Source organism: Oxalobacteraceae bacterium OTU3CINTB1 (genome assembly GCA_024123955.1).
Lineage (GTDB): Bacteria > Pseudomonadota > Gammaproteobacteria > Burkholderiales > Burkholderiaceae_D > Rugamonas.
Genome location: CP099652.1, coordinates 1,035,362 through 1,056,638 on the forward strand (window position 1 = coordinate 1,035,362; position 21,277 = coordinate 1,056,638).

12 protein-coding genes are annotated in these 21,277 nt (G+C 66.2%); 9 read left to right on the plus strand and 3 right to left on the minus strand.

Going from position 1 to position 21,277, the window contains the following annotated elements; all coding sequences use genetic code 11:
* Nucleotides 1–276: 276 nt before the first annotated feature.
* The 4 genes from NHH73_04500 (at nucleotide 277) to NHH73_04515 (ending at nucleotide 8,643) form a co-directional block, all read left to right on the plus strand.
* On the plus strand, nucleotides 277–3,633 hold the full coding sequence (locus NHH73_04500) for a transglutaminase family protein (protein USX27570.1): 3,357 nt from the start codon (nucleotides 277–279) through the stop codon (nucleotides 3,631–3,633).
* A gap of 43 nt (nucleotides 3,634–3,676) precedes the next feature.
* Nucleotides 3,677–6,397 carry a circularly permuted type 2 ATP-grasp protein gene (locus tag NHH73_04505; protein ID USX27571.1) on the plus strand — a complete coding sequence of 907 codons (2,721 nt, stop codon included), beginning with the start codon at nucleotides 3,677–3,679 and terminating at the stop codon, nucleotides 6,395–6,397.
* Nucleotides 6,394–7,365: a transglutaminase family protein gene (locus NHH73_04510; GenBank protein USX27572.1), complete on the plus strand. Its 972-nt coding sequence runs from the start codon at nucleotides 6,394–6,396 to the stop codon at nucleotides 7,363–7,365. Before NHH73_04505 ends, NHH73_04510 begins: the two co-directional genes overlap by 4 nt.
* A 141-nt stretch (nucleotides 7,366–7,506) precedes the next feature.
* Entirely contained in the window at nucleotides 7,507–8,643 is a 1,137-nt protein-coding gene (locus NHH73_04515; GenBank protein USX27573.1) for a putative zinc-binding peptidase, read from the plus strand.
* 19 nt (nucleotides 8,644–8,662) lie between these two features.
* Here the strand turns inward: NHH73_04515 and NHH73_04520 are convergent, their stop codons facing one another.
* Nucleotides 8,663–9,397: a transporter substrate-binding domain-containing protein gene (locus NHH73_04520; protein ID USX27574.1), complete on the minus strand. Its 735-nt coding sequence runs from the start codon at nucleotides 9,395–9,397 to the stop codon at nucleotides 8,663–8,665.
* A gap of 174 nt (nucleotides 9,398–9,571) precedes the next feature.
* Nucleotides 9,572–10,936 carry a S41 family peptidase gene (locus NHH73_04525; protein ID USX27575.1) on the minus strand — a complete coding sequence of 455 codons (1,365 nt, stop codon included), beginning with the start codon at nucleotides 10,934–10,936 and terminating at the stop codon, nucleotides 9,572–9,574.
* 202 nt (nucleotides 10,937–11,138) lie between these two features.
* Here NHH73_04525 and NHH73_04530 point away from each other — a divergent pair, with 202 nt between their 5' ends.
* Complete coding sequence (locus tag NHH73_04530; GenBank protein USX27576.1) at nucleotides 11,139–12,245, plus strand: catalase family protein; 1,107 nt, start codon at nucleotides 11,139–11,141, stop codon at nucleotides 12,243–12,245.
* Between the two features lie 157 nt (nucleotides 12,246–12,402).
* Here the strand turns inward: NHH73_04530 and NHH73_04535 are convergent, their stop codons facing one another.
* The gene (locus NHH73_04535) at nucleotides 12,403–15,423 is read right to left on the minus strand and encodes a TonB-dependent receptor (GenBank protein USX27577.1); all 3,021 of its coding nucleotides are present in this window, start codon (nucleotides 15,421–15,423) and stop codon (nucleotides 12,403–12,405) included.
* A gap of 260 nt (nucleotides 15,424–15,683) precedes the next feature.
* Between NHH73_04535 and NHH73_04540 the strand changes: the two genes are divergently transcribed.
* The 4 genes from NHH73_04540 (at nucleotide 15,684) to NHH73_04555 (ending at nucleotide 21,255) form a co-directional block, all read left to right on the plus strand.
* Nucleotides 15,684–17,702: an ATP-binding protein gene (locus NHH73_04540; protein ID USX27578.1), complete on the plus strand. Its 2,019-nt coding sequence runs from the start codon at nucleotides 15,684–15,686 to the stop codon at nucleotides 17,700–17,702.
* A gap of 68 nt (nucleotides 17,703–17,770) precedes the next feature.
* Nucleotides 17,771–18,991, plus strand: a complete 1,221-nt coding sequence (locus tag NHH73_04545) for a M48 family metallopeptidase (GenBank protein ID USX27579.1) — start codon at nucleotides 17,771–17,773, stop codon at nucleotides 18,989–18,991.
* A gap of 53 nt (nucleotides 18,992–19,044) precedes the next feature.
* The gene (gene pnuC, locus NHH73_04550; protein ID USX27580.1) at nucleotides 19,045–19,629 is read left to right on the plus strand and encodes a nicotinamide riboside transporter PnuC; all 585 of its coding nucleotides are present in this window, start codon (nucleotides 19,045–19,047) and stop codon (nucleotides 19,627–19,629) included.
* Between the two features lie 78 nt (nucleotides 19,630–19,707).
* The gene (locus tag NHH73_04555) at nucleotides 19,708–21,255 is read left to right on the plus strand and encodes a methyl-accepting chemotaxis protein (GenBank protein USX27581.1); all 1,548 of its coding nucleotides are present in this window, start codon (nucleotides 19,708–19,710) and stop codon (nucleotides 21,253–21,255) included.
* Nucleotides 21,256–21,277: the final 22 nt, after the last annotated feature.

The window sequence follows — 21,277 nt, forward strand, 5'->3', positions numbered from 1 at the left end:
TAAGATAATTGGGAACTTTTCTATGGTTAAAAGTTCCACAATGTCCGAATGTCGGCACTGACCCCCGCATGGGGTGCCGGGATTTCACGCGTTTTCAGCTACTATGACTAACCTTACGCAAGTAAACTCCTTGCCAACATCTTCCGGACCGATCCGCTGACTCCCTCCGCTGCGGGTACGGATCCTGCTTTATCATCAAGACAATAGAATATCTCCGGCGCCTCGGCAGTGTTGCTGCCTTCGTCCCGTGCAATACTTACCGAAAGGCACTACCGAATGGCCATCCGCGTCGCCCTGCACCATAAAACCAGCTACAAATTCGACCGTTTGGTCACGCTTTCACCGCATGAAGTGCGCTTGCGCCCGGCGCCGCACGCGCGCACGCCTATCCTGTCGTATTCGCTGAGCATCACTCCGGCGCAGCACTTCCTCAACTGGCAGCAAGATCCGTATGGCAACTACATCGGCCGCGCCGTTTTCCCGGAAGCGACCAAGGAGCTCGATTTCACCGTCGACCTGATTGCCGACATGACGGTCATCAACCCGTTCGACTTCTTCCTCGAGGATTACGCCCAGCATTTCCCGTTCGCCTATCCGGAAGCGCTCAAGCTCGAACTGGGCTCGTATCTGCACTTTGAGGAAGATCCCGAGGTCGTCGAGTGGATCGCCATGGCGCGCCGCGAGATCCTCAAAAAAGACCTGATGACGAATGACTTCCTGGTCGCCATCAACCAGCGCCTGCAGGGCGACATCGGCTATCTGGTGCGGATGGAACCGGGCGTGCAAACCCCCGCCGAAACGCTGGAGAAGCGTTCCGGCTCGTGCCGCGACAGCGGCTGGCTGCTGGTGCAAATCCTGCGCGGCATGGGGCTGGCGGCGCGTTTCGTGTCGGGCTACCTGATTCAATTGAAGGCCGACCAGCAGGCGCTCGACGGCCCAAGCGGCACCGACGTCGACTTTACCGACCTGCACGCGTGGGCCGAGGTCTACATCCCCGGCGCCGGCTGGATCGGCCTCGATCCCACCTCCGGCATGCTGGCCGGCGAGGGCCACATCCCGCTGGCCTGCACCGCGATCCCGTCGTCGGCCGCGCCGGTCAGCGGCTTCACCGACGTCGCCGAGGTGGAATTCCACCACGTGATGACCGTGACGCGCATCCACGAAGACCCGCGCGTGACCAAACCCTATGCCGACGCCGATTGGCACAAGATCGACGCCCTCGGCCAGCAGGTCGACTACGACCTGCAAGCGATGGACGTGCGCCTGACCCAGGGCGGCGAGCCAACCTTCGTCTCGATCGACGACATGGACGGCGCAGAGTGGAACACCTTGGCGCACGGCAACAAGAAACGCGAACTGGCCGGCGAATTGATGCTGCGCCTGAAGAACCACTTCGCCCCCGGTGGCATGCTGCACTACGGCCAGGGCAAATGGTATCCGGGCGAACCGCTGCCGCGCTGGGCGCTCAACATCTTCTGGCGCACCGACGGCCAGCCGATCTGGCGCAACAAGGCGCTGTTCTCGGACGAGAAGAAGGCTGACGGCTACGGCGCAGAACACGCCAAGCGTTTCACCGAGGCGCTGGTCAGCACCCTCGGCCTGCCGTCCAACAGCCCGATCCCGGCCTACGAGGACGTGCTGGTGCAAGCCCGCCGCGAGGAGAACCTGCCGGTCAACCTCGATCCGCTCAAGGCAGACTTGAAGTCTTCGGAGGAGCGGCGCCGCCTTGCGCGCCTGCTGGAAAACGGCTTGGGCGCGGTGGCCGGCTACGTGCTGCCCCTAAAACCGGAAGAACTGACCGACGACGCCAAGGCGCGCCTGTCGATCGCCTTGCCGACCACCTGGCGCACGTCGGCCTGGCCGCTCAAGCGTGAGCACCTATACCTGATCGAGGGCGAATCGCCGCTCGGTCTGCGCCTTCCGCTCAACGCGCTGCCGTGGGTGCAGCCGGAGGACGAGGAGCCGGAATTCGACCGCGATCCATTCGAGCCGCGCGGCCCGCTGGCGCCGGCGGCGAAAGGCGACGGCGTGCCGTCCCACGCGGAAGTCGACGCGGCAGCCCGCAAATCGGCGGCCAAGAAGGTCGATCCCGCCCCGGCGCCGCGCGAGGTGATCCACACCGCGCTGTGCGTCGAAGTGCGCGGCGGCCGCCTGCATGTGTTCATGCCGCCGCTCAAACGCATCGAGGACTACCTGGCGCTGGTAACCGCGATCGAAACCACCGCCGCCCACCTGAACATGAAGCTGTGGCTCGAGGGCTACCAGCCGCCGCGCGACCCGCGTGTCAAGCTCCTGAGCGTGACCCCGGATCCCGGCGTCATCGAAGTCAACGTGCAGCCGGCGGCCAGCTGGAAAGAGCTGGTGCACAACATGACCACCTTGTATGAGGAGGCGCGCAAGACCCGCCTGGGCACCGAAAAATTCATGAACGACGGCCGCCACACCGGCACCGGCGGCGGCAACCACGCCACCCTGGGCGGCGCCACCGTCGCCGACAGCCCGATGCTGCGTCGTCCGGACTTGCTCAAAAGCCTGATCACCTACTGGCAAAACCACCCGGCGCTGTCGTATCTGTTCTCCGGCACCTTCATCGGCCCGACCAGCCAGGCGCCGCGCGTGGACGAGGCGCGCGACGACAATCTGTACGAGCTGGCGATCGCCTTCCAGCAAATGGACAAGGTGCTGCCGACCCTCCACGAGGGCGACAAACCCTGGATGGTCGACCGCCTGCTGCGCAATTTGCTGGTCGATTTGACCGGCAACACGCACCGCTCCGAGTTCTCGATCGATAAGCTGTATTCCCCCGACGGGCCGACGGGCCGTCTCGGTCTGGTAGAATTCCGTGCCTTCGAGATGCCGCCGCACGAGCGTATGAGCCTTTTGCAGATGCTGTTGCTGCGGGCTTTGGTCGCGCGTTTCTGGCGCCAGCCCTACCAGGCCAAGTTGGTCCACTGGGGCACGGCGCTGCACGACCGCTGGATGCTGCCGCACTTTGTGGCGCAGGATATCCGCGATGTTGCGCGCGATTTGCGCGCCGCCGGCTACCAGTTCGAGGAGCACTGGTTCGATCCGTTCATCGAATTCCGCTTCCCGCGCTTCGGCACCGTGGTGTACGAGGGCGTGGAGATGGAGCTGCGCCAGGCGATCGAGCCGTGGAATGTCCTGGGCGAGGAAATGACCGGCGGCGGCACCGCGCGCTATGTCGATTCGTCGGTCGAGCGCATGCAGTTGCTGGTGCGCGGCCTGACCGACGGGCGCCACGTGGTCGCCTGCAACGGCCGCATGCTGCCGCTGCATCCGACCGGCGTGCCGGGCGAATATGTGGCCGGCGTGCGCTTCCGCGCGTGGAGCCCGTGGTCGGCGCTGCACCCGAGCATCAAGATCCAGGCGCCGCTGGTGTTCGACCTGGTCGACACGTGGAGCGGGCGCGCCATCGGCGGCTGCACCTACCACGTGGTGCACCCGGGTGGACGCAGCGAGGACAGTTCGCCGATCAACGCCAACGCCGCCGAGGCGCGCCGCTTCGCCCGTTTCTGGGCGCATGGGCACACGCCGGGGCAGATGTATGTGTACAAGGAAGCACTGAATCCGAGCCTGCCGATGACGCTCGATTTGCGCTGGCAGCCCGATTGAGCGCACTATAGAGAAAAATTAGAAGAAAAACCGATCGACCGCGATGCCTAAGCAACTGCTATCCAAATATCTGGCCGCACCGGATAGTTTCGACGAAATGCTGGACGCCTCGAAAGAGCCGCGTCCGCATTGGCGCGCCATGTTGGACGGCCTGCGCGCCGAAGCGCCCGATTTGATGCGCCAACGCCTCGAAACGGTGCAACGCGAGGTGCGCCAGAACGGTGTCACCTACACCGTCTACGGCGACACCGCCGGCACGCACCGGCCGTGGGACCTTAACCTGCTGCCGCTGATCCTGCCGCGCCAGGAATGGGAGGGCATCGAGGCGGCCGTGATCCAGCGCGCCACCCTGCTGAACCGCGTGCTGGGCGACGTCTACGGCCCGCAAAACATGCTCAAAGAGGGCTTGCTGCCGCCAGCGTTAATTCACGGCCACGCCGGCTTCCTGCGCGCCGCCCACGGCATGCGCCACCCGGACGACATTGCCCTGCATTTTTACGCGGTCGATCTGGCGCGCGCGCCCAACGGCCGCTGGTGGGCCACCGCCGACCGCACGCAATCGCCTTCGGGCGCAGGCTACGCGCTTGAGAACCGCGCCATCATCGGCCGCAGCTTCCCGGCACTGCTGCGCGACATGAAGGTGCGCCCGCTCGAAGGCTTCTTCGGCACCATGCGCGACAGCCTGGCGCACTGGGGCCGCCGCTGCGCCGCCAACGGCGACGCCCATCCGCTGCGCGCCGGCGAGGCGCCGCTGATTGTGCTGCTCACGCCCGGTCCCTACAACGAAACCTACTACGAACAAGCCTACCTGTCGCGCTACCTTGGTCTGCCCTTGGTGGAGGCGGGCGACCTGACCGTCCGCGGCGGCATCGTGTTCATGAAGACCTTGTCCGGGCTGCGGCGGGTGCACGTGATCATGCGCCGCGTCGACGACGACTTCTGCGACCCGCTGGAGCTGCGCTCCGACTCCGCGCTGGGCGTGGCCGGCCTGACCGAGGCGGCGCGCCGAGGGAATGTACTGGTCACCAACAGCCTGGGATCGAACCTGCTGGAATCGGGCGCCTTGCTCGGCTTCCTGCCGGCGCTCAGCGAACGCCTGCTCGGCCAGCCGCTGCGCATGCCGTCGGTGGCCACCTGGTGGTGCGGCGAGCCGGCCGCGCTGGAGGAGGCGATCGAAAAACTGGACCAGCTGGTGATCATGCCGGCCTTCCCGCAGCTGCGCCAGGCGCCGGTATACGGGCGCGATCTGAAAGACGCCGCGCGGGCCACGCTGATCGCGCAGATGCGCGCCAACCCGAACAACTACGTCGCCCACGAATTGGTCCGGCTGTCGCAGGGGCCGGTGTACCAGCCGGAGACCGGGCGCCTGAGCGCGCACTCGATCGGCCTGCGCGTGTTCGCCTGCGCCACGCCGGACGGCTACGTCGTCATGCCGGGCGGGCTGACGCGCGTCGCCACCGGGCCGGACGCGCGCGTCATCACCATGCAGCACGGCGGCGGCAGCAAGGACACGTGGGTGCAGGCCAGTTCGCAGGCGCGCCACCAGCAACCCGTCCCGCGCAGCATGACCGCGCAAGACCTGGTGCGCGACGACACCCAGCTGTCAAGCCGCATGGCGGAGAACCTGTTCTGGTTGGGCCGTAACACCGAGCGCTGCGACGACATCGCGCGCCTGCTGCGGGTGGCGCTTAACATCGTCTTCAACGTGCGCGCCGGCTATCCGGGCGCCGAATGGCCGACCGTCGAATCGCTGTGCGCGTGGTTCCAGCTGACCCCCATGCCCGAACCGGAGCCGGCGCAGCGACAGAGCCAGCAAAGTCAAAGCCCGGATCAGCAAACCCAGAGCCAGGACCAGCAGACCCAGACCCAAAGCCAGGACCAGAGCCAAAGCCAGAGTCAGGGCCAAAATCAAAGCCAAAGCCAAAGTCAGAGCCAGGGCGCGGCACCAGAAGCCGGGCACGAGCCCGAGCCGCCGGCGTCTGCGCGCATCGCGCACGACGCGCAGATCGAAGCGGCACTGCTGCTGGCGGTGGTCTCGCCGGAGGTGCCGGGCCTGGCGCGCCAGCAGCAGCAGCTCTATAACACCGCCAGCCAGTTGCGCGAGCGGCTGTCGGTCGACAACTGGCGCGCGCTGAACCGGCTGGTCGAACGCGCCGGCGGCGCCGCGCTGCCGTCGCAATCGGAAGCGATGACGATCCTTGACGACGCCGCCGCCTCGCTGATGACGTTGACCGGGTTCGGCCTGGATGGCATGACGCGCGACATGGGCTGGCGTTTCCTGTCGCTGGGGCGGCGCCTGGAGCGCCTGCAATTCCAGAGCATGGTGCTGCGGGCGGCGCTGGGTATGGACCCGGAGGGCAATCTGGATTGGGTACTGGAGCTGTCCGACAGCATCGTCACCTACCGCGCGCGCTACCGCGCCCAGCCCGAGTGGCTGCCGGTGCTTGACCTGTTGATCCTCGACGACAGCAATCCGCGCTCGATCAGCCATCAGCTGCATGGCGTGCTCGAAGGCTTGCGCAAGATCGCCAAGGTGTACGGTCCTTGCGGCGAGCACAATCTCGCCCCGTTGCAGAACGAGCTGCTGTCGCTGTCGCCGGAGGCGGATCTGTACGGCGCCAATCCACGGCTGATCGACCTGCTGGCGCGCGTGCAAAATGCCAGCGAGGTGATGGCCGAGCAGATCGGACTGCAGTTCTTCAGCTACACTGGCAGTCTGCAGAACAAATTCGAAACTCCGTGCGCGCGGGGGTATGCGCGATGACGCAATCCCAAACCCAGCAAACCGCCAGCCCGCTGCCGAACACCGCCACCGACACGCCTCCACCACAAGCGCCGATCGCCTGCGCGCGCTACCTGGTGGTGCACCAAACCCGCTACAGCTATCAAAGCGCGGTGTCGCTGTCGCAGCAGTACCTGCACATGACGCCACGCTCGTTCGACTACCAGCGCACCGAATCGCACCGGATCGTGACCGACCCGCCGGCGGAGGACATCACCGACGGCGCCGACTACTTCGGCAATCTGACGCGCCACTTCAGCATCACCGCGCCGCACAGCGCGCTGCTGGTGCACGTCGAATCGACCTTGGCGCTGTCCCCGCGCCGCACCTTGGAGCAGATCGCCGACAGCGCCCCATGGGAGCTGGTGCGCGACCTGATGCTGACCGACCGCAGCGACGCCACGCTGGAAGCGTGCCAATACCTGTACGCGTCGCCGCATGTGAGCCTGAGCGCGGAGCTGGCCGACTACGCGCGCGCCAGTTTCAGCGCCGGCCGCCCGCTGCTCGACGCCGCGCTCGACCTGACCCAGCGGATCTTCGACGACTTCGAGTTCGACAGCACCGCCACCGACATTTCGACGCCGCTCGAGCAGGTGCTGAGTGGACGGCGCGGCGTCTGCCAGGACTTCGCGCAACTGATGATCGGCGGCTTGCGCGGGCTGGGCCTGCCGGCGCGCTACATGAGCGGCTATTTGCTGACGCATCCGCCGGAAGGGCAGCCGCGCATGATCGGCGCCGACGCCTCGCACGCCTGGGTGTCGGTGTACGACCCGGCGCTGGGCTGGATCGACTTCGACCCGACCAACCGCTGCCTGGTGCAGCACGAGCACATCGTCACCGGCTGGGGGCGTGATTTCAGCGACGTCACGCCGATGCGCGGCATCGTGCTCGGCGGCGGTGAACAGGGCTTGCAGGTTAACGTTACCGTCACGCCGCTGGAATTATTGTAGCCCGGCATTGAAGCCGCACTGTTGTCAATCCACGCACTTCCAGCCCTATGCGCGCTGGCTAACTGAACAACATGGCCCATGTGGCTATGATGCTGGCAAGCGTGCCTTCCGGCGACCGCACCCACCCATCTTCCAGGCAAAATGAAAACCTTTCACTGCGACAAGTGTGCCCAACAAGTCTTCTTCGAAAACACGCTGTGCTTCAATTGCGACAGCATGCTCGGCTACCAGCCGGAGCAACGCGTCGTCAGCAGCTTCGAGCCGGCGGAGGAGGGCACGTGGCGCAGCTTGAACAAGAACGACGCCGGCCGCCTCTACAAGCAATGCAGCAACTACGTTAACCATCAAGTCTGCAATTGGATGCTCGATGCCAACGATCCGAACGAGTTATGCGCTTCGTGCCAGTTGACGGTCGTCATCCCCACCCTCAGCTCGGAAAAGAACCACCTGTTCTGGCAGCGCCTCGAATCGGCCAAGCGGCGCTTGCTGTATTCCCTGTACTCGCTGCACCTGACCCCGGTCTCGAAGGAGGAGGACGAGGAAACCGGCCTGGCCTTCCAGTTCCTGGAGGATGGCCCGGGCGACGACGAGAAGGTGATGACCGGCCACGATAATGGCCTGATCACGCTCAACATCGCCGAGGCCGATCCGGCCCAGCGCGAGCGCACCCGCGAGCAGATGCACGAACACTACCGCACCTTGCTGGGCCATTTCCGCCACGAGAGCGGGCATTATTACTTCGACCGCCTGATCGCCGACAGCGAGTGGATCGACGGCTACCGCGAACTGTTCGGCGACGAGCGCCAGGACTACAGTGAGAGCCTGAAGAAACACTACGAGAACGGCGCGCCGGCCGACTGGGAGCAGCACTTCATCAGCACCTACGCCAGCTCGCACCCTTGGGAGGATTGGGCCGAAACCTGGGCGCACTACCTGCACATGATCGATACGCTGGAGACGGCGCACGCCTGCGGACTGTCGCTCAAGCCGCGCAAGAAGGAGGAGCCGGAGATGGTGATCACCGCGCCGCCGCTGAAGATCGATTCCTTCGACGAAATCATCGCGGACTGGTTCGCGCTGACCTATGTGCTCAACAGCTTGAATCGCAGCGTCGGCACGCCCGACTCGTATCCGTTCAAGCTGCCGACGCCGGTCCAGGAAAAGCTGCACTTCATTCACAAGGTGGTGTTGGAGCAGGTTGGGAAGAAGAAAGCCAAGCCGGCGCCGAAGACCGCCGTCGCGAGCGATAAAAAAGCGCCGGCGGTGGCAACCGCATGACGCGCGGCGCGCCGCCGGCTCACGGTTTGGCCGGTGGCGGCTGCATCTCGCGCCAGTAGTCGCGCTCTATCCTGGATAAATCCACGTCCCTTGCGGCCTGGTCGAACGCCCGCTGGTGTATCAAGCCCTGCGCGGTGTGCTGGAAGCACACGTGCACGCTGCGCGTGGAGAACAGATGGTCGGCCGTCTCGATCCGGTCGCGCTCGCCTTGCGTGTAGCGCTCGGCGGCGAGCAGGTAGCGCAATATGCGCTTCTCGATGACGATGGCGGCGAAGCGTCGCGCCAGCAGCTTGCGCACGTTGATCTCATCGCTGATGGCTGGTTCTGCCATTAGCACGCCCGCCCGCGCGAGGCTGTCGAATTGCTCGCCGTACGAGTAGCCGCCCACGGTGCCGATGCGCACCGTTTCCAAATCCTTCAGCGCGCCAGCCGCCACCGGCTTGTCCTTCAGGTAGGCCAGCACCGTCTGCCGGCTACCAACGGCGCTGGAAAAATGGCATACCTTCTCCCGTTCAGGATTGCGGATCAGCGCCACCGCGCCGGCGTAGTCGCGGTCGTGCAGGCCGACTTCCATCGCGCGCTTCCATGGGAAATAGTCGATCTGAATCTCGTAGCCCATGCGCCTGACCACCGCGCCGATCAACGCGCCCGTCAGCCCGTTCTCGGGCAGCGTGCGGCTGAAAAACGGCGGCCATTCCTCGGTGGCGAAGCGCATGACGGGCGGCTCGGCGCCGAGCGCCGGGATGCTCAGCAATAAACCTGCGCAAAATTTCAACAGCCGTAACAGCTTCAAGCAGCCCCCAATCCCACCGCGACGGCGGTGAACGTGTCGACTATGCTCCCACAGTTCTTCGGCAGCCGCAAAGCTTGTTGCCGGAGGGTGACTTCCACTGGGAGGCGCCACATGCGTTATGCAAGTGAGGTGAGCTCAGCGGTGGACTTGGCCCAGCAATGCGTCGATCAATTGCCGGCTGTCGTACGGGCTGTCCGGCAGCGGAAGATCTGGCCGCACGAGCGCAGGCTCGGCCGCGCCGGAAGGCCGCTGGAAGATCCGGCGCGGCACGCTGAATCCCAGGCCGCTGGCGGGCAGCGCGAAGTTCTGCGTGCCGCCGCTTTGCCGCGTGCGCGCCGAACCGGGCGCGCCGGCCACCTTGGCGAAGCCGAAGTCCTGCACCACGTTGCTGAACAGGATGGCCGACGAGTAGGTGTTGCGTCCCACCAGCACGTAGGTGGCGCCGCCGAAACGCAGCGGCTCGTCCGCTTGCGGCGGCAGCCATTTTTCTATCGATCCGTCGACCACGTCGCCCAACTTTTCGGTGGCGCTCTCGCGGCCCTTGATTACCTTCTTCTTGTACGTCGACGCCCAGCGATACGGCTTGTCGGCGATGTAGCGCAGGATGCCGTCCATCCACATGTCGTCGTTGCCGCCGCCGTTGGCGCGCACGTCGATCAGCAGCGTCTTAACCTTGGCGTCGCGCAGCTGGGTGAAGGCGCGCTCGGTGAAGTCGGTGAACTGTTTTTTGTCCGGCCAGTAAAAGGTGTTGACCGTCATGAGCGCGGCGCTACCGGGCAGCAGCTCGAAACGGAACTGCCGGTCGAATTGCGATCGTCCGTCCAGGTAGGCGGGCAGCCTGCGGCCGGCCTCGGCGTGCAGGCGCCGGCCATCGGCGGTCAGCACATCGAACCGGGCCGTGTCGCCGTACATCTTCCAATACAGGAAGGGCCAGCGGGTCGACAGCAGGTCGGCACGGAAGGCGGGCGTGTCGCCATGGCAGCGTTCCAGCAGCTCGGCGACCACGCGCCGCGCGGGCACGCCGTTGATCTGTTCGATGCGCGCGCCGGCCAGCGGGGAGGCCGCGCCGCCCAGTTCGGCGCGCACGGTCAGGCCGCCTTGCGCGTCCACCACCACTTCATAGGGGAAGAAGCCGCCGCCGCCCGCGATGAACGCCTCGCTCTGGCCGCCGGCGTCGGGTTGCGTCACGACCATGTGGGCGTCCGCGAAGACGGGGTTGAGCGTGGCCAGCAGCCGCCAGACCTGGTCGCGTGTCATCGGTTTGTCCAGTTGCGCGTCGATGCGCCGGTAGGTCTGCCGCAATTGTTCGGCGTCGACCGAGAATCCGGGATCGGGATGGGTGCTGGCGATGGCGTCCTGGATGAAGCGCAGGTCGGCGCGCAACTGTTCAGGCGTGAAGACGGGCGCCGTTTGCGCCTGGGCGCAATGCGCGGCCAGCAAGGTGGCGGTGGCGATCAGGGCGAGCAAGGCCGGCCGGGCGAAGCGGAGGGTGGGCGTCATCGGTTTCCATCAGTAAAGATCCATGGGATGACTGTAGTGCCTGCCGGTGGCGTTGACCAGCGGTGGGCGACGAACTGCGGGTTTGACGGTATGGAATGCCTTATTGCCGGTGTGGCACGGTTGTGGGTGTGGCACGCAACAGACATTGCAGAGCAATGACGGCATCATCGACCAGTCAGCCAACTAGCCCGCAGGATACAAAATGGATTCCCCCACCCGCCATCTGAACCAACCGCTCCCCTATGACCCGTCCTACGAAATCGAGGAGGAGGACGAGGCCAAGACCATCGCCGGCCTGCAGGATGCCATGCGCAACGTTGCCGAGACCGTCCACAAGGACAGCGGCCACGCGCCGCGCGGTGTGCATGCCAAGAGCCACGGTTTGCTGCGAGGCCAGTTGCGGGTGCTGGACCGGATTCCGCCGGACTACTCGCAGGGTCTGTTCGCCACCGCCGGCGAGTATCCGGTGGTGATGCGCCTGTCGACCACGCCCGGCGATCTGCTGGACGACAAGGTGTCGACGCCGCGCGGCATGGCGATCAAGATCGTCGGCGTGCCCGGCGAACGGCTGGCGGACACCGAGGGCGACACCACGCAGGACTTCGTCATGGTCAACGGGCCGGTGTTCCTGTCGCCGACCGCCAAGCAATTCCTGAACAGCGCCAAGCTGCTGGCTGCCACCACCGACAAGGTGCCGGCGTTGAAGAAGGCCTTTTCGGCGGCGCTGCAAGGCGCGGAGAAGGCGATCGAGGCGGTTGGCGGCGAGAGCGCCGCGCTGAAGGGAATCGGCGGCCACCCGGAAACCCATATCCTCGGCGAGACATTTTTCACGCAGGTGCCGGTGCTGTTCGGCCGCTACATGGCCAAGCTGTCGCTGGTGCCGGTGTCGCCGGAACTGGTCGCGCTGAAGGACCAGCCGGTCGATCTGGATGGCAAGCCCAACGGCCTGCGCGGCGCGGTGGTCGATTTCATGACCGAACACGCGGCCGAGTGGGAGTTGCGGGTGCAGCTGTGCAACGATCTGGCGACGATGCCGATCGAGGACGCGACGGTCGAGTGGACCAGCCCGTGGGTGGCGGTGGCGCGCATCAGCGCCGGGCCGCAGGCGGGGTGGACGCACGGGCTGTCGGTGCTGGTGGACGACGGCATGCAGTTCAGTCCGTGGCACTGCATCGCCGCCCACCGTCCGTTGGGTTCCATCATGCGCGTGCGGCGCGCCGTGTACGCGGCGTCGGCGCGCTTCCGCGCCGAGCGCAACGGCACGCCGATCGCCGAGCCGGTCAACCTCGACCATTGGCGTGAGCACTGATCGACGCCTTCGACGGCGCATAGATGGCGGTTTACGGCGTTCCGCCTAATCCGCCCTACGTGTTTCCGAGGGCACTCCACGTGTGGGTCCACGGGAGACACGTAGGGCGGATTAGCGTAGCGTAATCCGCCATGCACGCGCCGTCGACGGCCCGCGATCAATACTTGTAATTCAACCCCACCACGAAGGTCCGCCCCGAGTGCACGTACAGCAAGGTGTCGTTGCGCTGGCTGTCACGCCCGTAACGCAGCGGCGTGTCGTTCAGGTTCTGCCCCTCCAGACTGACGCGCAACTGCGGGGTGATGTTGTACGACATGCTGAAGTCGATGTTGGTCGAGCCATCGACCACGGTGAAGTCGTGTCCCTGCACATCGCCCAGCACGTTGAGCAGATACGACGAACGGTGCGCCGCCGACACCCGCGCGCTGAACGTCTTGTCCTCGTAGAACAACGTCAGGTTGTGCGCCTTCGGTGACAGGCCGGTGAAGTTGGCGCGCCGCGTCAGCAGCTCATTGGCGGCCGTGTTCGGGTTGTCCACCCGCGTGATGTACGTGATCTTCGAATCGACGTGCGTATAGTTGGCCAGCAGGCCGAAATTGGCCCAGATCCCCGGCAGGAAGCTGAACGGCGCCTGCAGGTTGAACTCGTACCCGGTCAGCGGGCCGCCCGGCGTGTTGACCTGGCGGTTGACCACCACCGTGGTGTTGGGCAAGGTGGCGCAGGCCGGCGTGCCGCCGGTGATGCTGCAACCGCCGCCCAGCAGGATCGATTCCGGCAAGCCCAGCGACGAGAACACCGCGCGCTCCGACACGCCCTGGATAAAGGTGCCGATATCCTTGTGGAAGGCGCCCACCGACACCATCGCGTTCTTGGCGTAGTACCACTCGGCCTGCACGTCGTAGGTCTTGGCGCGGATCGGCGCCAGATTGGGGTTGCCGATCGTGACCGTCTGCACCTGCGTGCTGAGCGTGGTCGACGGCGCCAGGTCGGTGTATTCCGGACGCGCCAAGGTCTTGCCGGCCGAGAAGCGCAGCATGACGTCGTGCGGCAGGGTGGCCGAGACGTTGAGCGCCGGCAGGGTGTCGCGGTAGCTGTTCTTGAATCGCGCCGGTTCCAGCACGCCGTTGGCGTTGAGCAGCGCGAAGCTGTCGACGTTGGTGCGGGCGTGGCGCACGCCGACATTGCCGCGCAGCGGAATCGAGAACAGGTCGTATTTGAAGTCGGCCGCCAGGAATAGCGCCTTGATCGACTCGTCGACGCCACGGTTGGCCTGGTTCAAAAAGTTGTAGCTCGAACCCGGCACCTCGGTGCAATGGCACTCGATGTTGTAGACCTTGAGGAACTTGTCGAGGTCGACGGCCGCCCACGCGTTCGGCACGCCGCCGCCGCCCAGGCCCTTGCCGAAGCCGCCGATCTGGCGCGTGATGTCGCCCATGCCGACGCCGGCCGGCAAGGTCAGGCCGTTGCCGCCGGAGCCGATCTCGACGTTGGTCCAGGTGTTGTCGCGCTTGGAGAAGCCGGTGCGCAAGGTCAGGTTGTCGTTAAGCTCGTAGCTGGCGTTGACCTGGTTGGTCTTGAGCGTGTTGCGGGTGTGCAGATAGCGGCCGACGAACTGGCCGTGGAAGGTGCCGTCCGCCTCCTGCGGCGCGAAGCTGAAGTTGTTCGGGTTGGTGACGTCGATGCCGAAGTTCATCGTCGGTACGTTGCGGTTGTTGCGGAAGTCGAAGGAGTAGCCGTTGGCGTTGGGCGAGTCGAACTGCACCGTGGTGCGCTGCGGCTCGTCCAGGTCCGAACGCGACTGGCCGGTCAGGAAATCGATCTTCAGCCGGTCGGTGACATCGTGGCGGCCCGACAACACGTGCTGCCGGAACAAGGTCGAGTAGACGTCGAGCAGCCCTTCGCTGCGGATGTCGACCGCGTTGAACTTGCCGTAGTCCCAGCTGCCGGCTTCGTTGAAATGGCTCTCCAGGATCGACGTCTGCGGCTTGCCGTTCGATTGCCCCAGGCTGCGGCCGAAAGAGATGGCCGAGATGTAGTTGTCGTAGCGCTTGTTGTTGAACTTGCCGCCGAGCAGATCGAGATTGAGCTCGGTGCTGCTGCTGGGGCGCCATTGCAGCGAGCCGGTCACGCCGGAGCGCTCGTACTGGGTCATCGAGCGGCGGTAGCGCGGGATGCGTGGCGCGAACGCGCCCGAGCCGGGCAGTGGATTGGCGACGGTTCCCCCGTAGTTGTCGGTGCGCGACATGACGTCGTTGTACGCGGCCAGGTTGGACGTGCGCGGCACGCCGAAGCCGCAGTTGGCCGCGTTGATGCCCTTGACGGCGTTGTTGGCGGGATTCTGCGGCGCGTAGCCGGCCGGGGCGCAAAAGCCGCCGTCGTTGCTGGCGCTGAGCAATTCGACCGCCTCGTAGCCTTCCTCCTGCACCGTGCGTTTCGAATAGGCGGCCGAGATCAGCGCGCCGAACTGGCCGTACGGCGTTTTCCAGCGGTCCGACAGCAGCGCCGTCACGCGCGGGCTGTATTTTTCCGACAGCGAGTTGTGCATCTCCTGCGCGCCCAGGCTGAAGGTGCGGCCCTTGAAGTCGAACGGGCGCGCCGTGCGCAGGTCGACGGTGGCCCCGAGCGAGCCTTCCTCGACGCTGGCCTCGGAGGTCTTGCGCACCTCCAGGCTGTTGAACAGTTCGGAAGCGAACACGGAAAAGTCAAAGCCGCGTCCACGGTTGGTGCTGCCGTTGATGTCGGAGGCGCCGGTGGCCGTCACGCCCTCGATGCCGTTGATGCGCACGCGCGTGAAGCCGGCGTTCAGGCCGCGCACGGTGATCTGCTTGCCCTCGCCGCCGTCGCCGCGCGTGAGCGACACGCCCGGCACCCGCTGCAGCGATTCGGCCAAGTTGGCGTCGGGGAACTTGGCGATGTCCTCGGCCTTGATGACGTCGATGATGCCGTCGCTGGCGCGCTTGGTGTTCAGCGCACTGTTGAGGCTGGCGCGGAAGCCGGTCACGACCACCACGGAGTCGGCGGACTGCGCGGACGCTGGCGTCGTTGCCGGCGCCGGTTCGGCGGGGGAGGTTTGCGCGTGCGCGGATGTGGCCACGGTGGCCATCGCGGCCATCGCGGCCAGCACGCCGCCGACGGCGAGCACGGACGGTTTGAGCGGACTTGGGTTCCGGTTCTTCATGCGTATCCTTTTGTATTTTTTGATGCTGTGTGGATGTCTCTCCCTGCTTGGGAAAATCGATCATATGCGACTTCAACGCGCGAAAAATCGGCGTCGCGGAAACGATCAGTGAGTTGATTTATTGGGGGAGGTTGCGGGCGTTGGCGTTGCTTGCTAACTACAATTCGCGTCGCCGGGAAAGGTTCGATCCCGCGCGCGCCTATTGTGCGCCGCCGTACAGTGCTCTTGCTACACTTTGGCTTTCGGCACATAAAGTCATCATGGCGGCCCACTCCGTTACTACGCTGTCCTTCCCCGCCGCCGTCGGCGCCCGGTCGACCCGCTTCATCGGCGGCGGCACGCCCATGCGCGACATGGTGCGCGATTTCCCATGGCAGGACACGGCGCTGGGCGCCATCGACGACTGGTCCGCCGCGCTGCGCACCAGCGTCGGCATCGTCATGCATTCGGTGCACCCGATGTTCCTGTGGTGGGGCGACGGGCTGACGCAGGTCTACAACGACGCCTACGTGCCGTGCTTCGGCGAGGGCAAGCATCCGGCCGCGCTCGGGCATGGCGGGCGCGAATGCTGGGCCGAGATCTGGCCCATCATCGGGCCGCAGATCGACGCGGTGCGCAACGGCGGCGAGCCGCGCTGGTACGCCGACAACCTGGTTCCGATCTGGCGCAACGGCCGCATCGAGGATGTCTACTGGAGCTACACCTACACGCCGGTGTTCGGCGAGGACGACGGCATCGCCGGCGTGCTGGTGGTGTGCACCGAGACCACCGCCAAGGTGCTGGCCGAACGCCGCCGCCACGCGCTCGACCTGCTGGCGCGCCGGCTGCTGGCCTGCCGCAGCGAGGCCGACGTGCGCGCCGGCATCGCGCTGAGCGCCGGCGACGCGCCGGACGACCTGCTGTCGGTGGACCTGTTGCGCGGGCCGGGCGCCGCTGCCGCCAACGGCGCCGACCTGGCCGTCGGCGATCCTGCCGTCATCGTCATCCGTGGCGCCGAACTGCATCTGTGCGACGAGCTGGCGCTGGCGTTCCGCGTGTCGCAACGGCTGCCGATGGACGTGTCGTTCCGCCAGTTCCTGGAACAGTACACCGCCACCGTGTGCGCCACGCTGAGCCGTCTCGACAGCGACCGCGCGCTGGCGCAGGCGATGGCCGAAAGCGAGCGCCTCAACGCCGACCTGAACGCGTCGTCGCGCACCAAGGACGAATTCCTGGCCATGCTGGGCCATGAGCTGCGCAATCCGCTGGCGCCCATCGTCACCGCGCTCAAGCTGATGAAGCTGCGCGGCGGCGAGCACAGCGAGACCATCCACGAGCAGGAAGTGATCCAGCGCCAGGTCGACCACTTGGTGCGGCTGGTGGACGACTTGCTCGACGTCTCGCGCATCGCCAGCGGCAAGGTCGAGCTGCGCAAGGAGACGGTGCCGCTGGCGGACGTGCTCAACAAGGCGATCGAAATGGCCGGTCCGCTGCTCGAGCAAAAGCAGCACCGGCTGCTGGTCGACGTGGCGCCGGTGCGCTGGCACGGCGACCCGGCGCGGCTGGCGCAGGTGGTGTCCAACCTGCTGAGCAACGCGGCGCGCTACACGCCGGCCGGCGGCCACGTGACCCTGGCCACCCGGGTCCGGGAGCGCGCGCTGACGCTCCAGGTCACCGACGACGGCTCGGGCATCTCGCGCGACCTGCTGCCGCACATCTTCGATCTGTTCGTGCAGGGCAACCGCCTGGTCGACCGCGCCAAGGGCGGCCTGGGCATCGGGCTGGCGCTGGTGCGCAACCTGGTCCGGATGCACGGCGGCGACGTGGCCGCCTACAGCGCCGGCGAAGGGCGCGGCAGCACCTTCACGCTGACCTTGCCCGACTCGGTGGTGGAGGAAGCCGACTCCGGCCACGCCCCGTCGAGCGACAGCGCGCCGGCGCAGGGCGGCGGCACCCATGTGCTGGTGGTCGACGACAACCAGGACGCCGCCGATTCGCTGGCCGAGCTGCTCGGCGCGCTCGGCTACAACGCCACGGTGGCCTACGATCCGGCCCATGCCATCGCCGAGGCGGACAGGGCGATGCCGCAGGTGGCCATCCTCGACATCGGCCTGCCCGGCATGGATGGTTTCGAGCTGGCCGCCCATCTGCGCCGCCTGCCGCGCGGCGACGGCCTGAAACTGATCGCGCTGTCCGGCTACGGCCAGGAGAACGACAAGCACCGCAGCCGCGAGGCGGGCTTCGCCGCCCACCTGGTCAAGCCGATCAATATTGCCGACCTGCAGACAACGTTATCATAAAGAGTTGTGTTTTTCTTAAATAAGCCGCTAGAATAGCTCCCGGGAAACTTTATCAGGCCGGGAGCCGTATGGAATTGGTTTATAAGAACGAAAAAGCGTTGTTCGGCATCATGCTGGCCGTCTCGCTTGCCGTTTGGACCGGCCTGCTGGCGGCGACCATGGGCGTGGCGCTGGCCTATTTACTGATTTACCTGCTGCTGTTCTTCATTACCTACTGTTTCGCGCAATCGGCGCTGGTGTCCTGGCTCAAGGGCACGGGCGTGCGCATCACCCCCGAGCAATTCCCCGACCTGCGCGAGCGCATCGACGCCTGCTGCCGGCGCCTCGGGCTGGAGAACGCGCCGGAGGCGTACCTGCTGCAAATGGGCGGCAGCTTCAGCGCCTTCGCCACGCGCTTTCTCGGCAAAAACTTCATCGTGCTGTATTCGGACATCGTCGATGCGCTGGAGGAGCGCCCGGACGCGATCAACTTCTACATCGGCCACGAAATCGGCCACCTCAAGCGCCACCACCTGCGCTGGTCGGCGTTGCTGGCGCCGGCGTCCTGCGTGCCGCTGCTGGGCGCGGCCTACGCCCGCGCGCGCGAATACACGTGCGACCGCCACGGTTTCCATGCCTGCGACGACCTCGACAGCGCACAAGTAGGCCTGGCGGCGCTGGCGGCCGGCGGCAAGCGCTGGCGCCAGCTCAGCACGGCCGGTTACGCCGCGCAGGCGCAGCAGTCGTCCGGCTTCTGGATGTCGTTCCACGAACTGGTCGGCGACTATCCGTGGCTGGTCAAGCGCATGGCGGTGATGCGCGGGCTGGCCGGCGGCAGCGAGGTCGAGCAGCCCGGCCGCCACGGCTGGGCCTATTTGATGGCGCTGTTCGTGCCGCGGCTCGGTGTCGGCGGCGCCGGTTCGCTGCTGGCGGTGCTGGCGCTGGGCGGCGTGCTGGCGGCGGTGGCGCTGCCCGCCTACCAGGACTACGCCACGCGCGCGCGCATGGCGCAGGCGGTCGGCGTCGGCCAGGACGCGACGGCGGCGGTGGAGCGCTACTTCTACGCCCACGGCAGCGGCCCGGCCACCCTGGAGCAGGCCGGCTACGCGATGGCCGACCCCAACCACGTGGTGCAGAGCATCACGGTCGATGCCGCCAATGGCGCGGTGCACGTGTTCCCGGCCGACTTGAATTATCGCGGCAAGGCTATTGCGTTCACGCCGAGCCTGGATGAGAATAAGCGCGTGGCCTGGCGCTGCGGCAGCGACGCCATCCCGGCCCGGCTGCTGCCGGCCGACTGCCGCGAGTAGTCGGCCGCGCCGGCCCCGCCGACCCTCGGCGCCACCCCTCGAAGGACGCCGTTTTGATCACACCGCTGGAAGTCGCCGCCAATGCCGTCATGGCGCTCTCCATCGTACTTGCCGGCCGCAACAATGTGCATTCGTGGTGGCTGGGCGTGATCGGCTGTTCGATGTTCGCGGCGTTGTTCTACACCTCCAGGCTGTACGCCGACGTCGCCCTGCAGGCCTTTTTCATCGTCACCTGCCTGATCGGCTGGCGCCAGTGGGTGGCCGGCGGCGGCGGCGCCGCGCTGCCGATTTCCAGGGCGCGTCCGTTGCTGGTGGGCTCGATGGCGGTGGCCGGCCTGGCCGCCACCGCCGCCTATGGCCTGATGCTGCAAGCGTGGACCGACGCCTACGCGCCGTTCATCGACTCGGCCGTGCTGATGTTCAGCATCATCGCGCAACTGCTGCTGATGGGGCGGCGGTTGCAAACCTGGCCGTTCTGGCTGCTGGTCAACACCGTCTCCGTTCCGCTGTACGCCAGCCGTGGCCTGTACCTGACCGCCGCGCTGTACGCAGCCTACTGGCTCAACGCGCTGGCGTCTTGGTTTTTCTGGCGCCGGCAGATGCGCGGCCAAGAGGCAACGGCGCAACTAAACGCGTAGAAAACACCGACAAAAATCGACATTGCTCTAAGCACGCTCTATCATTCATTTCCAAGCGGAAAAAATATGGAGCACAAAATGCAATGGTTCTATGATCTCAAGATAGGCAAGAAGTTAATTCTGGCGTTCGCCGTGGTGATCGCGCTGACCTGCTTCCTGGGCCTGTTCTCGATCAACCAGCTGGTCAAGGTCAACCAGGCTTCCACCGATATCGCCACCAACTGGATGCCGGCCGTGCGCTACCTGGGCCAGATGCAAACGTCGATGTCGCGCTACCGCATCTCCGAATCGACCCACATCCTGCTGTCCGAGGAGGCCGACATGGCGGCCACCGAGAAATCGATGGCGACCCGCCTCGAGACGCTGGGCAAGCAACAGGCCTCGTACGCGGCGCTGGTGTCGGAGCCGGAGGAAAAACGCATCTATGCCGAGTTGCAGAAAACCTTGGAGGCCTACCAGGCCGAAAGCAAGAAACTGACGGCGCTGTCGCGCGCCGGCCAGAAGGACGAGGCGCGGGTGCTGTTCCGCGGCGCCTCCAACAAGGTGTTCCGCCAGGTCAACGAGCAGCTTGACGCGCTGGTCAAGATCAACGACGACGGCAGCATGGCGGCCGACACGTCGGCTGCGGAGACGTTCTCGCTGGCCCGCAAGCTGATCCTGGGCACGCTGGGCGCGCTGATCGTCATCAGCCTGCTGCTGGCGACGACCGTCTCGCGCGCCGTCGCCGCGCCGCTGCAGGAGGCGGTGGTGATCGCCCGCCGCGTGGCCGAGGGCGACCTGACCGGCCACATCGTCAGCAGCAGCAAGGACGAGACGGGGCAATTGATGTTGTCCCTCAAAGCCATGAACGACAGCCTGTTGCGGGTGGTGGGCGAGGTGCGCGGCGGCACCGATACCATCGCCACCGCCTCGGCGCAGATCGCCAGCGGCAACCTCGACCTGTCGAGCCGCACCGAGGAACAGGCCAGCTCGCTGGAAGAGACCGCCTCGGCGATGGAGGAGCTGACCTCGACCGTCAAGCAGAACGCCGACAACGCCCGCCAGGCCAACCAGCTGGCGCAATCGGCGTCCGGCACGGCCACCGACGGCGGCCAGGTGGTGGGCGAGGTGATCGCGACCATGGAGGCCATCAGCGCGGCCTCGCGCAAGATCGTCGACATTATTTCCGTCATTGACGGCATCGCCTTCCAGACCAACATTTTGGCGCTCAACGCCGCCGTCGAGGCGGCGCGCGCCGGCGAGCAGGGGCGCGGTTTCGCGGTGGTCGCCAGCGAGGTGCGCAACCTGGCCCAGCGCAGCGCGGCGGCGGCCAAGGAGATCAAGCAGCTGATCGACGATTCGGTGACCCAGGTCGACAGCGGCACGGCGCTGGTGCAGCGCGCCGGCACGACGATGAGCGAGGTGGTGTCGAGCGTGCGCCGCGTCAGCGACGTGGTGGCCGAGATCTCGGCCGCCAGCCACGAGCAGAGCACCGGCATCGAGGAGGTCAACCGCGCCATCACGCAGATGGACGAGGTGACCCAGCAGAACGCCGCGCTGGTGGAGGAGGCCGCCGCCGCCGCCGGGTCGTTGCAGGAGCAGGCCGCCAACCTGGCGGCGGTGGTCAGCGTGTTCCGGCTGCGCTAAGCCCGCCGCACACGCCCCGCAC